Origin of the sequence: Serratia sp. FGI94 (genome assembly GCF_000330865.1) — a bacterium.
Lineage (GTDB): Bacteria > Pseudomonadota > Gammaproteobacteria > Enterobacterales > Enterobacteriaceae > Serratia_B > Serratia_B rubidaea.
The window spans coordinates 2,223,840-2,237,639 of sequence record NC_020064.1 but is presented as its reverse complement, the minus strand read 5'-3'; the positions used below and the strand labels follow the sequence as shown (position 1 = coordinate 2,237,639).

Below are 13,800 nucleotides of genomic sequence, written 5' to 3'. Positions count from 1 at the left end.
TGAAAAGCAGAATCTGGGCTGAAAAACGTCGCAAAAACATTGTACCAATATTTCTACGCGAATTCACATCCCCCCCATTCATCGACCAAGTTCTTTTAGCAATACATCAAGTATAAAGCGGTTGGCCAAGCGAGCAACATCCTTATCAGACAGATAAGCAACGGAATATTTCTCAAACGCCCCCATGCTTTCGATTACGGCATTTTGCACGGCCTGCGGATAATCTCCGAGCATGATTTGCTCGATATCGTTATGGCGAAGCTGATCCATCACCGAATCATTTTCGGAAACTTTAGCCGCAACGCCATCAGGCCATACCAGCTTGTCAGCATCTGCTGTTTCCTCACCAAACCTCTCTTAGCAGCGGCAACAAGTGGCGAGAAAAGACATTTAAGCGTTCCAGTTCTTCATCTGCCAGATCGACAATTTGCGAAGCAAATTCGTAAAAGCGGATAAAGCTATTCATAGCTTTTTTGAACGTATCCAGCACGTCCTTCGCTTCACGAGCTTGCTTAACGCTGCGTTCGCAGTTTACTCGCCAAGTTTCATCGCCGCTTTTCTTTGCATCTTCGCGTGTCGATAGCGCCCCTCGTAATGGGGTTTTTACGCAGCATCCGCGCCCTCCCGCCAGCTCAGTTGGGCCACCGCGTTATGGGCGTGCAGGCTCTCCTGATGCTCCACCCGCACGCTGAAGGCGCGGTAGCAGCAGGCGCGGCGCAAGGCGTCATGCAGACGGCGCGCGGCGTCTTCACAGAACATCAGGTTGCGGCCGTTGGCCAGCGCAAACGCCTGCTCGTCCTGACGCTTGACCAGCGTCTGCACCGGCGTCCCCAGCGCCTGCTCGATGCGGTCGATCAGCGAGATCGCCGGCAGCACTTTTTCATCGCCGGACAGGGTCACGGTCACCCACGCCCAGCTGCGCTGGCTGTGCGGCGTCGCCGGCATGCCGTGCGCGCCCAGCCAGTCAAACACCTGCTGCACCTCGACCGCCCCGTCATCCGTCTCGATATCCACCAGAAACTGCTGTTGCGCCGCCTGACGGCTGAGGGCCGCCGACGCCGGGCAGGTCGATGAATAAGGCACGCCGACCTGCAGCGTCAGCGTCGGCCGGCGCTCCAGCGTCGCGCTGATGTGCAGCGGGTAGCTTTTCCAGCCGCGCTGCGGGCTGAGCAGCGCCGCACGCGACAGCAGCAGTTCGCCGCCGATCTCCAGCCGCACCCGCTCGCTGTCCGCACTTTGCGACTGCAAACACGCCGCCAGCGTATTGATGATGCGCCGCGGCGTCAGTTCGCCCTGCGTCAGCGCATCCAGCGTCAGATACAGGCGCGACATATGAATGCCGCGCGCGCCCTCGCGGTTGGCGCAGACGCTGACGCCGACGCTTACTTCGGCGTTGAACGGACGCCCCGCCACCTCCAGCGGCAACGCAATGCCCTGCATCCCCACCCAGTCAAGGGCGATATCGCTCAGCTCGCCGCGCCCGCTCTGCACATCCGGCAGCGGCTGACGGTATGTCATGGCCGTGTTTCCCATATTTCCCCTGCGGTTGTTGGTAACCAGGCGAAAACGGTAACATGAAATGGATATGTTATAACATAACAATTTATCTTTTTTTCCCCGCCAGCGCGCCGCAGGCAGGCCGGTTGCTCAATCAAGCCGCAGAAAAATCGACGTTTTTATCTGAAGAATTGGGCAGTTCGCCAGAGTACGGTACACTAACGCTATCGCTTATTAACTCATGAAGCCTCTATGCGTGGTTTACCCATTTGGATCCTGTCGTTATGCCTCGGCAATTCGCTGCTGGCCGCCGCTGCGGCCGCACCCGCCGGCAGCGCGCCAGCCCCCCTGCCGGACGTACACCGCAGCGGTTTTGTCTATTGCGTCAACGGCATCCTGAACACTTTTAATCCGCAGATGGCCAGCAGCGGCCTGACGGTCGATACGCTGGCGGCGCAGCTGTACGATCGCCTGCTGGACGTTGACCCCTATACCTACCGGCTGATTCCGGAGCTGGCGCAGCGCTGGGAGGTGCTGGACAACGGCGCCACCTACCGCTTCCATCTGCGTAAGGACGTGCCGTTCCAGCACACCGCCTGGTTTACGCCAACCCGCAAGATGAACGCCGACGATGTGGTGTTCAGCTTTGAGCGGGTGTTTAACCACAAGCACCCGTACCACGACGTCAACGGCGGCGACTACCCGTACTTCGACAGTCTGCAGTTCTCCGACTCGGTGCAGAGCGTGAAAAAGCTCGACAACTACACCGTCGAGATCCGCCTGCAGGCGCCGGACGCCTCGTTCCTGTGGCATCTGGCCACCCACTATGCGCCGGTGCTGTCGGCGGAGTACGCCGATAACCTGAGCAAGGCGGGCGACCAGCAGCTGATCGACCGTGAGCCGGTCGGCACCGGGCCTTTCCTGCTGAATGAATACCGCTCCGGGCAATATATCCGCCTGGCACGCAACGAAGCCTACTGGAAAGGCGAGCCGCGCATGGCGCAGGTGGTGATCGATCTCGGCGCCGGCGGCACCGGCCGGCTGTCGAAGCTGCTGACCGGCGAATGCGACGTGCTGGCCTATCCGGCCGCCAGCCAGCTTTCTATACTGCGCGACGACCCGCGCCTGCGCCTGACGCTGCGCCCGGGGATGAACATCGCCTATCTTGCCTTCAATACCCGCAAGCCGCCGTTCAATAATCTCAAGGTGCGGCAGGCGATCGCGCTGGCGATCAACAACCAGCGCCTGATGCAGTCGATTTACTACGGCACCGCCGAAACCGCCGCGTCGATTCTGCCGCGCGCCTCCTGGGCGTATGACAACGACGCGCACGTCACCGCCTACGATCCGCAGCAGGCGCGCCGCATGCTGCAAGAGGCCGGCGTCGACAATCTGCAACTGAAGCTGTGGGTGCCGACCGCTTCACAGTCTTATAACCCCAGCCCGCTGAAAACCGCAGAGCTGATCCAGGCCGATCTGGGCCAGGTCGGCGTGCACGTGACCATCGTGCCGGTGGAGGGCCGCTTCCAGGAGGCGCGGCTGATGGAGATGAACCACGACCTTACCCTGACCGGCTGGGCCACCGACAGTAACGACCCGGACAGCTTCTTCCGGCCGCTGCTGAGCTGCGCGGCAATCCGCTCGCAAACCAACTATGCTCACTGGTGCGACCCCGGTTTTGATGAAACGCTGCAAAACGCCCTGCTGTCGCAGCAGCTGGCACAGCGCATCGAAAGCTACCGCCAGGCGCAGAAAATTCTGGAGCAGCAGTTGCCGGTGCTGCCGCTGGCGTCATCGCTGCGCCTGCAGGCCTACCGTTATGACATTAAGGGGCTGGTGCTCAGCCCCTTCGGCAACGCGTCATTCGCCGGCGTGTATCGTGAAACGGCGGAGGGAGAAAAACCGTGATTATCTTTACTCTGCGCCGCTGTCTGCTGCTGATTATCACCCTGTTTTTCTTGACGCTGGTGGGCTTCAGCCTGAGCTATTTCACCCCGCACGCGCCGCTGAGCGGCGCCGGGCTGTGGGACGCCTACCAGTTTTACTTCACCAGTCTGCTGCACTGGGACTTCGGCGTGTCCAGCATTAACGGCCAGGCGATCGGCGAACAGCTGCGCGAAGTGTTCCCGGCCACCATGGAGCTGTGCATTCTGGCCTTTGCCCTGGCGCTGTTTATCGGCATTCCGCTCGGCATTATCGCCGGCGTGATGCGCGGCAAATGGCAGGATACCGCCATCAGCACCTTTGCGCTGCTGGGCTTCTCCATGCCGGTGTTCTGGCTGGCACTGCTGCTGATGCTGTTCTTCTCGCTGCATCTGGGCTGGCTGCCGGTTTCCGGCCGCTTCGATCTGCTGTATCAGGTGCAGCCGGTCACCGGTTTTGCGCTGATTGACGCCTGGCTGTCCGATTCGCCGTACCGCAGCGAGATGATCGCCAGCGCGCTGCGGCATATGATTTTGCCGATCGCCGCGCTGGCGGTAGCGCCGACCACCGAAGTGGTGCGGCTGATGCGCATCAGCACCGACGAAGTGTTCGGCCAGAACTATATCAAGGCGGCGGCCACCCGCGGCCTGTCGCGCTTTACCATTATCCGCCGGCACGTGCTGCACAACGCGCTGCCGCCGATCATCCCGAAGCTGGGGCTGCAGTTCTCCACCATGCTGACGCTGGCGATGATCACCGAGGTGGTCTTCAGCTGGCCGGGGCTGGGCCGCTGGCTGATTAACGCCATCCGTCAGCAGGATTACGCCGCCATTTCCGCCGGCGTGATGCTGGTCGGTACGCTGGTCATCACCATCAACGTGCTGGCCGATATTCTGGGTGCGGCAACCAACCCATTGAAACATAAGGAATGGTATGCCCTTCGATAACGTATACCGCGAAAAGAAAATGCCGAGCCCGCTGCGCTATACCTGGCGGATCTTTTACGGCGACGCGCTGGCGATGATCGGTTTCTACGGCGTGATTGCGCTGGTGCTGCTGTCGCTGTTCGGCAGCCTGCTGGCGCCCTATGCGCTCGACCAGCAGTTCCTCGGCTATCAGCTGCTGCCGCCCTCTTGGTCGCGCTACGGCAACGTCTCGTTCTTCCTCGGCACCGACGATCTGGGACGCGACCTGCTGAGCCGGCTGCTGACCGGCACCGCCGCCACCTTTGGCTCGGCGCTGGTGGTGACGTTGGGCGCCGCCTTCTTCGGGGTGATCCTCGGGGTGCTGGCCGGCGTGACCCACGGCCTGCGCTCGGCGGTGCTGAACCATATTCTCGACACCCTGCTGTCAATCCCTTCGCTGCTGCTGGCGATCGTGGTAGTGGCGTTTATCGGCCCGAAACTGGAGCACGCCATGCTGGCGGTGTGGCTGGCGCTGTTGCCGCGCATGGTGCGCACCATTTACAGCGCGGTGCATGACGAGCTGGACAAAGAGTACGTGGTGGCGGCGCGGCTGGACGGCGCCTCGACCCTGCAGATCCTGTGGTATGCGGTGCTGCCCAATATCGCCGCGGTGCTGGTGACCGAGTTCACCCGCGCGCTGTCGATGGCGATCCTCGATATCGCCGCGCTCGGCTTCCTCGACCTCGGCGCGCAGCTGCCGTCGCCGGAATGGGGCGCCATGCTCGGCGATTCGCTGGAACTGGTGTACGTCGCGCCCTGGGCGGTAATGCTGCCCGGCGCCGCCATCCTGATCAGCGTGTTGCTGATCAACCTGTTGGGCGATGGCATGCGCCGCGCCATCAATGCGGGAGTGGAATAATGCCGTTGCTCGATATCCGCAATCTGACGATTGAATTTATGACCGCCGACGGGCCGGTCAAGGCGGTGGACCGCGTCAGCATGACGCTGAGCGAGGGTGAAGTGCGCGGCCTGGTGGGCGAATCCGGCTCCGGCAAGAGCCTGATCGCCAAAGCGATCTGCGGCGTCACCAAAGACAACTGGCGCGTCACCGCCGATCGTCTGCGCTTTGACGACATCGACCTGCTGCAGCTGACGCCGCGCGAGCGCCGTAAACTGGTGGGCCACAACGTCTCGATGATTTTTCAGGAGCCGCAGTCCTGTCTCGACCCGTCGGAAAGCATCGGTCGGCAGCTGGCGCAGGCGATCCCCGGCTGGACCTATAAAGGCCGCTGGTGGCAGCGCTTTAACTGGCGGCGTCGCCGGGCGATTGAGCTGCTGCACCGCGTCGGCATTAAAGATCATAACGATATTTTGGGCAGTTTCCCCTATGAACTGACCGAGGGCGAGTGTCAGAAAGTGATGATCGCCATCGCGCTGGCCAACCAGCCGCGCCTGCTGATCGCCGATGAGCCGACCAATGCGATGGAGCCCACCACCCAGGCGCAGATTTTCCGCCTGCTGGCACGGCTGAATCAAAACAACAACACTACCATTTTGCTGATCAGCCATGACCTGCAGATGATGAGCAAATGGGCCGACCGGGTTAACGTGCTCTACTGCGGCCAGACGGTGGAAAGCGCCCGCTGCGAGGAGTTGCTGGCGGCGCCGCACCATCCGTATACCCAGGCGCTGATCCGCGCCATGCCGGATTTCGGCCGCTCGCTGCCGCACAAAAGCCGGCTCAATACCCTGCCGGGGGCGATCCCCTCGCTGGAGCACCTGCCCATCGGCTGCCGGCTGGGGCCGCGCTGCCCTTACGCGCAGAAAAAATGCATCGAAACCCCGCGCCTGCGGGCGGTGAAAAATCACCTGTTCGCCTGCCACTTCCCGCTCAATATGGAGGAACAGTGAGATGGAAACGCTACTGGAAGTGCGCAACCTGAGCAAAACCTACCGCTACCGCAGCGGTCTGTTCCGCCGCCAGCACGTCGAGGCGGTCAGGTCGGTGAGCTTTACCCTGCGCGAGCGCCAGACGCTGGCGATTATCGGTGAAAACGGTTCGGGCAAGTCCACGCTGGCGAAGATGCTGTCCGGCATGGTGGAGCCGAGCGCCGGCGAACTGCTGATCGACGACCATCCGCTGAGCTACGGCGACTACCGCTACCGCAGCCAGCGCATCCGCATGATTTTTCAGGATCCGAGTACCTCGCTCAATCCGCGTCAGCGCATCGGCCAGATCCTGGACGCCCCGCTGCGGATGAATACCGATCTGGAACCGCTGGAGCGCGAGCGGCGCATCAACCAGACGCTACGCCAGGTCGGCATGCTGCCGGACCACGCCTATTACTACCCGCATATGCTGGCCGCCGGCCAGAAACAGCGCGTGGCGCTGGCGCGGGCGCTGATCCTGCAGCCGAAGGTGATCGTCGCCGATGAGGCGCTGGCCTCGCTGGATATGTCGATGCGCTCGCAAATCATCAACCTGATGCTGGAACTGCAGGAGAAGCACGGCATCTCCTACATCTACGTCACCCAGCACTTGGGGATGATGAAGCACATCAGCGATCAGGTGCTGGTGATGCATGAAGGGGAAATCGTCGAGCGCGGCAGCACCGCCGAGGTGCTGGCGGCGCCGCTGCACGAGCTGACCAAGCGACTGATCGCCAGCCACTTCGGCGAGGCCCTGACCGCCGACGCCTGGCGGCGCGACGGTGGCGGCCGCTGATCAGCGCGCGTCCGGGCGGCCTCGGCGTCGCCCGGATAACGCGCGGTTTATGCGTCAGGCGCAAATACAAATTACATTTTTGTGATATATCCTTATATTTTATTCCCTTCAGTTATTGATTAGCACGTAACATTATTTTATCTCGCTATTCGAATCAGTGAAGATATCCCTACGTTGAGTTGATTAAACAACAGGATATCTCACTGATGACGAGTCCACGCCTCAGGGAACAACCGCGCCAACCTCACAATAGCCAGTGGTATCATGAGACCCAGCGCAGCGTACGCGGCGATCTGCCGCTGGAGCCGCAGGCCGCTCTGATACGCGATCGCTTTTTACTGGGATTGGGCGAGTTCACTGACCCGGCATTGAATCAGGCGCTGATCGCCCGCGCGCCGGTGTTTGCCGCCTCGCTAGCCTGTTGTCACGTGCTGTTTCCCGAGCAGGTTGCGCTGTCGCGCTACGTGACACTGTCACCTTATGACCGCCTCTGTACCGCGCTAACGGTGGCGCAGGTCACCGGCGTGCAGTCGCTGTGTAGCCACTACGCCGCCCGCCTCGCCCCGCTCGACAGTCCCGACGCCTCCCGTGAAAGTAATATCCGCCTAGCGCAAATCACCCAATACGCCCGCCAGCTTGCCAGCCAACCCACGCTGATCTGCCGTAAGGCGCTGCAGCAACTGAGCGACGTCGGCCTGAGCGTGGCGGATATCGTTTCCTTCGTGCAGATAATCGGCTTTGTCAGCTATCAGGCGCGAGTGGTCGCCGGCATCGCCGCGCTGGCGGGCCGTCCCGCGGCGGTGGCGCCGGGCTTCACCACCCAGCAGGACGCCGAGCCGCTGTGCCTCGACCAACGTCCGCCAATCTGGCAGGCACGCCTGGCGCCGCTGCAGCCCGCCGAGGCGGCGGCCGAACAGCTGGACGTGCTGGACCAGAGCCACCCGGACGCGCGTACGCAGGATTATTACCTGCTGCTGGCCCACGATGCCGCCGCCCTGCGCGAGCGCAACGGCGTCTTTAACGGTATTCATGGCGGCAATAATGATGAAGAGAACGGCCGGCTGATGGCGCTGGCGGCGCTTTGCGTCTCGCGCATCAACGGCAGCCGTTACTGCGCCGCCAGCGTGGCGGCGGATTTGCACCACCCGCCGCTGGTGCACGCCCTGAGCGACAGCATCGACGCCGGCTATCAGCGCGCGGCGCCTCGGCAACAGGCGGTGATTCAGGTCAGCAGCGCGTTAACCCGCAGCCCGGAAAAGTTTACCCCGCACAGCGTACAGCCGCTGTTTCAGCAGGATGTGACGCAGGCGCAGGCGCTGGACCTGATACTGACCAGCGCGCTGTATGCCTGGGAGAACCGCCTGCGCTATAGCCTGGGCGATACCCTGGCCGCCGGCGTGCAACAAGAAGACGCGTAGTTTACTGCAACAGCCAGCTCTTGGCGGCGTCAAAGAAGTGCTGGGCCAGCGGCGTCGCCCGCCCCGGCTCGCCAATCACCACCGCCGCGTGGCGCGACATCGGCGCAATGGCGATCGGCCGCCGCTGCAGCTGCGGCGTCATTTCCGGCAGTAAATTGCCGCGCGGGAAGATGCCGCAGCCCAGACCGACAAAAATCCCCTGCACCAGCTGCAGCAGCGAGCTGGTTTCCAGCCGCGTATGCAGCGTTAGCCCGGCCTCGCGGAAGTTCTGATCGATATAGCGGCGGAAGTAGCGCGACGGCTCGGCCAGACACAGCGGCAGCGCGGCCACCTCGGGCAGCGTCAGCGGCGCATCCCCCACCAGCTGCGGGAAATGCTGCGGATGGAACAGCAGATCGATGCCGCTGTCCTCCAGCGGCTGCGACTGAAAATGCAGCTCGTGCAGCGTCTGCAGCTCGAAAAAGCCGATGCCGATATCCACCGTATGGGCGGTCAGGGCCTCCAGCAGCTGATCGGCGCTGAGCACCGAGACGCGAAAGTCCAACTGCGGAAATTTGGCGCTGACCGATTTAAGCAGCTGCGCCAGCGTAATGCTGCACTGCGGCACCGCGCCAATCACCAGCGTGCCGTTCACCCCGTGCTTGAGCGACGCCACCTCCAGCTTCAGCCCCTGATACACCGAGACGATTTCCCGCGCCCAGGCCAGCACGCGCTCGCCTTCGGCGGTAAAACCTTCAAAATTATTGCCGCGGTTGATTAACGCCACGCCCAGCTCTTTTTCCAGATTTTTCAGCCGCATGGACAGCGTCGGCTGGCTGACGAAGCTGGCTTCCGCCGCCCGGCCGAAATGGCGTTCTCGCTCAAGATTACACAGATAAATCAGCTGCTTAATATCCATTAATTTGCTCGGATGATGATTTCTGAAATAAGTATATCATTAAGCGCCGAAAAGCGGACCCGCACTGCGTCAGCCGGGTCCGGGCGGGAGGCGTTATAGTTTGAGTTTGACGTAATCCGCCAGGCGTGAGAAGACGCCGCCCTGATTCACCGGCTGCAGCACCACCAGCGGCAGCGTCGCCAGTTGCTGGCCGTTGTCGCTGAGGCGCACTTCCCCGACGGTCTGTCCCGCCTTCAGCGGCGCTTCCAGACGCTTGCCATTCAGCACATACTGGGCTTTCAGCTTCTCCATCTCGCCCTTCGGCAGGCTGAGGACGTGATCCTGACTGACGCCCACCTGCACCTGCGATTTATCGCCGTACCAGACCGTCTCATTACCCAGCGCGGCGCCGGCCTTGAACACCTGAACGGTGTCAAAGTCACGCAGCCCCCAGGTCAGCAGCTTACGCGCCTGCTCTTCACGCCCCTTCGAGCTTTTACCGCCCATCACCACCGCGATCATCCGGCGGTTGCCCTCGGTGGCGGAGGCGATAATGTTGAAGCCCGCCGATGCCGTGTGGCCGGTTTTCAGGCCGTCGACGTGCAGCGTTTTATCCCACAGCAGACCGTTGCGGTTCTGCTGGGTGATGCCGTTCCAGGTCAGCGATTTTTCGCTGTACATATGGTACTCCTCCGGCTCGCTCAGGATGATCGCCCGCGCTATCTGCGCCAGGTCGCCGGCGGTGGTGAACTGCCCCGGCGCATCCAGGCCGTGCACCGTTTCAAAGTGGGTGTTTTTCAGCCCCAGCTGCGCCGCTTTCTGGTTCATCAGCTGTACAAAGGCCGACTGGCTGCCGGCTACGTAGTCGGCCATCGCCACGCAGGCGTCATTGCCGGAGTCGATAATAATGCCGCGGCTGAGATCGCGCACCGTGACCCTGTCACCTGGTTTTAAAAACATCAGCGAAGAGCCTTTGAACACCGGATTGCCGGCGCCCCAGGCATCCTGACCCACCGTCACCACGTCGTCCAGGCTGATTTTATGCTGGTCCAGCGCGTGGTCGACCACCAGCCCGGTCATCAGTTTGGTCAGGCTGGCGGGGTTGCGCCGCTCATCGGCATGATCCTGCGCCAGGATCTGGCCGGTCACCGAGTCCATCAGGACATACGAAGCCGCATCGATTGCCGGCGGAGTCAGCGCCATACTCTGCGCCGGCGCCGCCGCCTGGGCTGCCAGCGGCAGTAACATTCCACATACAACGGCCAATACACTAGGCTTCACAAATATATCCTCTTCATATCATTCTATTTTAGCCGGGCTAGACTGCACCAAACGGCGCGGCAGCGGAATCGCCAGTCTTTTGCAGCAGATAACAGAGTGCAACCATTTGTATGCGTTACTCCCGCCCGGTAATAAACCGCGTCTATGGCGCCATTGGCACAGTTTATTAGACGCCCACCGCGCGTCTGCCTACACTGGCGCCGATTATCAGCAAATATTTAAAAATAATTTCACCTTTTCATTACAAAAACCTGCGGCGAATAATAAGATGAAATTCAAACCTGCAATCAAACCCTACACCTCACCGGCCGGCGGCTGGGGCGCATTAGCCTCCACCACCCGTTACCTGCGCGACAGCAAGCAGGTGCTGAAAAATATCCGCAACCTGCTGCGCGTCAATCAGGCGCGCGGTTTCGACTGCCCGGGATGCGCCTGGGGCGATGACAGTCACAGTACCTTTAACTTTTGCGAAAACGGCGCCAAGGCGGTCAGCTGGGAAGCCACCCGTCAGGCGGTGACGCCGGCATTTTTCGCCGCCCACAGCGTCAGCACGCTGCGCCGCCAGAGCGACTATTTTCTCGAATATCAGGGGCGGCTGACCCATCCGATGCGCTACGACGCCGCCAGCGACCATTACTGCCCCGTTTCATGGCAAGAGGCCTTTGCGCTGATCGCGCAGCATATCGCGCGCCTGGACAACCCGTCGCAGCTGGAGTTGTATACCTCCGGCCGCGCCAGCAATGAAGCCGCCTACGTTTACCAGCTGTTCGGCCGCATGCTGGGCACCAGCAACTTTCCCGACTGCTCCAATATGTGCCACGAAGCCAGCGGCATCGGGCTGAAACAGAGCATCGGCGTCGGGAAAGGCACCGTGCGCCTGGATGACTTTAATCAGGCCGACGCTATCCTGGTGTTTGGCCAGAACCCCGGCACCAACCACCCACGTATGCTGCACAGCCTGAAGCAGGCGGCCGACCGCGGCACGCGCATCGTCAGCTTTAATACCCTGCGCGAGCGCGGGCTGGAGCGCTTCGCCGACCCGCAAAGCCCGCTGCAGATGCTGACGCCGGCCGCCACGCCGATCAGTTCCGCCTATTATCAGCCGAAACTGGGCGGCGATATGGCGGCGGTGCGCGGCATGGTGAAGGCGCTGCTGGAAACCCACCGTCAGCAGCTGGCGGACGGCCTGCCGCCGCTGTTTGATATGGCGTTTATCGAGCAGCATACCGTCGGCGTCACCGCCTATCTGGCGCAGGTTGACGCCTGCCGCTGGGAGACTCTCGTCGCCCAGTCCGGCCTGAGCGAGGCGCAGCTGCGCGAGGCGGCGTCGATTTATCAGGGCGCCAAACGGGTGATTTGCACTTGGGCGATGGGCATTACCCAGCACAAGCACTCGGTGGCAACGGTACGCGAGATCGCCAACCTGCAGCTGCTGTTCGGCCAGCTGGGCAAGCCGGGCGCCGGCCTGTGCCCGGTACGCGGCCACAGCAACGTACAGGGCAACCGCACGGTCGGTATCGACGAGAAGGCGCCGACGGCGCTGCTCGACAGCCTGGCGCAACGCTTTAACTTCAGCCCCAATCGCCAGCCCGGCCATAACACGGTGCAGGCCATTGAGGCGATGCTGCGCGGCGAGGTCAAGGTGCTGCTGGCGCTCGGCGGCAATCTGGCCGCCGCCGCACCGGACAGCGAACGCACCGCCCGCGCCCTGCAAAACTGCGCGCTGACGGTGCAGATCAGCACCAAGCTGAACCGCAGCCACCTGTACGTCGGCAACGATGCGTTGATCCTGCCGACGCTGGGACGCACCGAGCAGGATATCCAGGCCGGCGGCGCGCAGTTTATTACGGTGGAGGACTCGTTCAGCATGGTGCATGCATCGGAGGGCATCAGCCCGCCGCTGGCGGCGACCCAGCGCTCGGAAACCGCCATCGTCTGCGGCATCGCCGACGCGGTGCTGGGCAACCAGCGTCTCGACTGGCAGGCGCTGGCGGCGGATTACGGCCTGATCCGCGAGCATATCGCCGCCACGCTGCCCGGCTTCGACAACTTTAACCAGCGCTGTGAGATCCCCGGCGGCTTCTATCTGGGCAACGCCGCCGCCGAACTGCGCTTCGCCACCCCCAGCGGCAAGGCGGAGTTCAGCGCCGCCCCGCTGCCGGCGCAGCATCCGCCGGCGGAGGACAGCGCGCCGGACGCCTTCACCCTGCAGACGCTGCGCTCCCACGACCAGTACAACACCACCATTTACGGGCTGGACGACCGCTACCGCGGCGTGTACGGCCAGCGCGAGGTGCTGTTTATCAACCCGGAGGATCTGGCGCAGCTGGGGCTGAGCGAGGGGGAGCACGTCGAGATTGAGACCCGCTGGCATGACGGCATTACCCGCCGGGTCACCGGCTTCAAACTGGTCAGCTACGCCATTCCGCGCGGCAACCTGGCGGCCTACTACCCGGAAACCAACCCGCTGGTGCCGCTGTCGAGCTTTGGCGACGAAACCGGCACGCCGACCTCAAAATCCGTTCCGGTTGTTATCAGACGTTGCCAGATGTTACCGTCGGGCACACGCCTCCTGTAAGACAGGGTATACTCGGCACAGCGTCACAGACCAGGCAGCAAGGAGAAAAACGATGCCTCTGAACGATTTATTAAACCTGCCGGGCGTTACCGCCCAGCCGGAAAACGCCACCGACGGCTATGTGTTTAACCACACCATGATCCGCGTTAAGGATCTGAGCAAAGCGCTGGATTTCTATACCCGCGTGCTGGGCTTTACGCCGGTGTACAAAGAAGACTTCGCCGAAGCGGCGTTCACCATCGTGTATCTGGCCCGCGTGCCGCGCGATCAGATCCCGCAGGACGACGAGCAGCGCAAGCAGTGGGCGCTGAGCCAGCCGGGGATCCTCGAGCTGACGCACAACCACGGCACGGAAACGCAGCCGGACTTCAGCTACCATAACGGCAACGGCGAGCCGCGCGGCTTCGGCCACCTGTGCGTCACCGTGCCGGACGTGCGCGCCGCCTGCGAGCGTTTTGAGCAGATGGGCGTCACCTTCCAGAAACGCCTGCACGAAGGGCGGATGAACTACGTGGCATTTATCAAAGATCCGGACGATTACTGGATTGAGATCCTGCAGCCGACGCCGCTGCAGGCATAACGGCCCCGCCGTCCCG

At 62.2% G+C, this 13,800-nt stretch carries 13 protein-coding genes; 8 read left to right on the top strand and 5 right to left on the bottom strand.

Annotated features, from left to right (window positions below):
• Positions 1 to 78: 78 nt before the first annotated feature.
• The 3 genes from D781_RS10185 to folE2 form a co-directional block, all read right to left on the bottom strand.
• Positions 79 to 270 carry a hypothetical protein gene (locus D781_RS10185; RefSeq protein ID WP_041411795.1) on the bottom strand — a complete coding sequence of 64 codons (192 nt, stop codon included), beginning with the start codon at positions 268 to 270 and terminating at the stop codon, positions 79 to 81.
• Between the two features lie 73 nt (positions 271 to 343).
• Positions 344 to 490: a hypothetical protein gene (locus tag D781_RS23860; protein ID WP_158497480.1), complete on the bottom strand. Its 147-nt coding sequence runs from the start codon at positions 488 to 490 to the stop codon at positions 344 to 346.
• 113 nt (positions 491 to 603) lie between these two features.
• Positions 604 to 1,533 carry a GTP cyclohydrolase FolE2 gene (gene folE2 / locus D781_RS10180; RefSeq protein WP_015672233.1) on the bottom strand — a complete coding sequence of 310 codons (930 nt, stop codon included), beginning with the start codon at positions 1,531 to 1,533 and terminating at the stop codon, positions 604 to 606.
• Positions 1,534 to 1,749: 216 nt separating this feature from the next.
• On the opposite strand from folE2, the gene sapA reads away from it, so the two are divergent.
• The 6 genes from sapA (at position 1,750) to D781_RS10150 (ending at position 8,468) form a co-directional block, all read left to right on the top strand.
• Positions 1,750 to 3,405, top strand: coding sequence for an ABC transporter substrate-binding protein SapA (gene sapA / locus D781_RS10175; RefSeq protein WP_015672232.1), 1,656 nt, complete (start codon positions 1,750 to 1,752; stop codon positions 3,403 to 3,405).
• Positions 3,402 to 4,367: a putrescine export ABC transporter permease SapB gene (gene sapB, locus D781_RS10170; protein WP_015672231.1), complete on the top strand. Its 966-nt coding sequence runs from the start codon at positions 3,402 to 3,404 to the stop codon at positions 4,365 to 4,367. The genes sapA and sapB overlap by 4 nt, the downstream gene beginning before the upstream one ends.
• Positions 4,354 to 5,244, top strand: coding sequence for a putrescine export ABC transporter permease SapC (gene sapC, locus D781_RS10165; RefSeq protein WP_015672230.1), 891 nt, complete (start codon positions 4,354 to 4,356; stop codon positions 5,242 to 5,244). Before sapB ends, sapC begins: the two co-directional genes overlap by 14 nt.
• Complete coding sequence (gene sapD, locus D781_RS10160) at positions 5,244 to 6,236, top strand: putrescine export ABC transporter ATP-binding protein SapD (protein ID WP_015672229.1); 993 nt, start codon at positions 5,244 to 5,246, stop codon at positions 6,234 to 6,236. Before sapC ends, sapD begins: the two co-directional genes overlap by 1 nt.
• 1 nt (position 6,237) lies before the next feature.
• Positions 6,238 to 7,050 carry a putrescine export ABC transporter ATP-binding protein SapF gene (sapF, locus tag D781_RS10155; protein ID WP_015672228.1) on the top strand — a complete coding sequence of 271 codons (813 nt, stop codon included), beginning with the start codon at positions 6,238 to 6,240 and terminating at the stop codon, positions 7,048 to 7,050.
• Positions 7,051 to 7,256: 206 nt separating this feature from the next.
• Entirely contained in the window at positions 7,257 to 8,468 is a 1,212-nt protein-coding gene (locus tag D781_RS10150; protein ID WP_015672227.1) for a hypothetical protein, read from the top strand.
• 1 nt (position 8,469) lies between these two features.
• Here the strand turns inward: D781_RS10150 and D781_RS10145 are convergent, their stop codons facing one another.
• On the bottom strand, positions 8,470 to 9,366 hold the full coding sequence (locus D781_RS10145) for a LysR family transcriptional regulator (protein WP_015672226.1): 897 nt from the start codon (positions 9,364 to 9,366) through the stop codon (positions 8,470 to 8,472).
• A 93-nt stretch (positions 9,367 to 9,459) separates the two neighbouring features.
• Complete coding sequence (dacD, locus tag D781_RS10140; RefSeq protein ID WP_015672225.1) at positions 9,460 to 10,626, bottom strand: serine-type D-Ala-D-Ala carboxypeptidase DacD; 1,167 nt, start codon at positions 10,624 to 10,626, stop codon at positions 9,460 to 9,462.
• Positions 10,627 to 10,894: 268 nt separating this feature from the next.
• On the opposite strand from dacD, the gene D781_RS10135 reads away from it, so the two are divergent.
• On the top strand, positions 10,895 to 13,204 hold the full coding sequence (locus D781_RS10135; RefSeq protein WP_015672224.1) for an FdhF/YdeP family oxidoreductase: 2,310 nt from the start codon (positions 10,895 to 10,897) through the stop codon (positions 13,202 to 13,204).
• Positions 13,205 to 13,256: 52 nt separating this feature from the next.
• Entirely contained in the window at positions 13,257 to 13,784 is a 528-nt protein-coding gene (gloA, locus tag D781_RS10130; protein WP_015672223.1) for a lactoylglutathione lyase, read from the top strand.
• Positions 13,785 to 13,800: the final 16 nt, after the last annotated feature.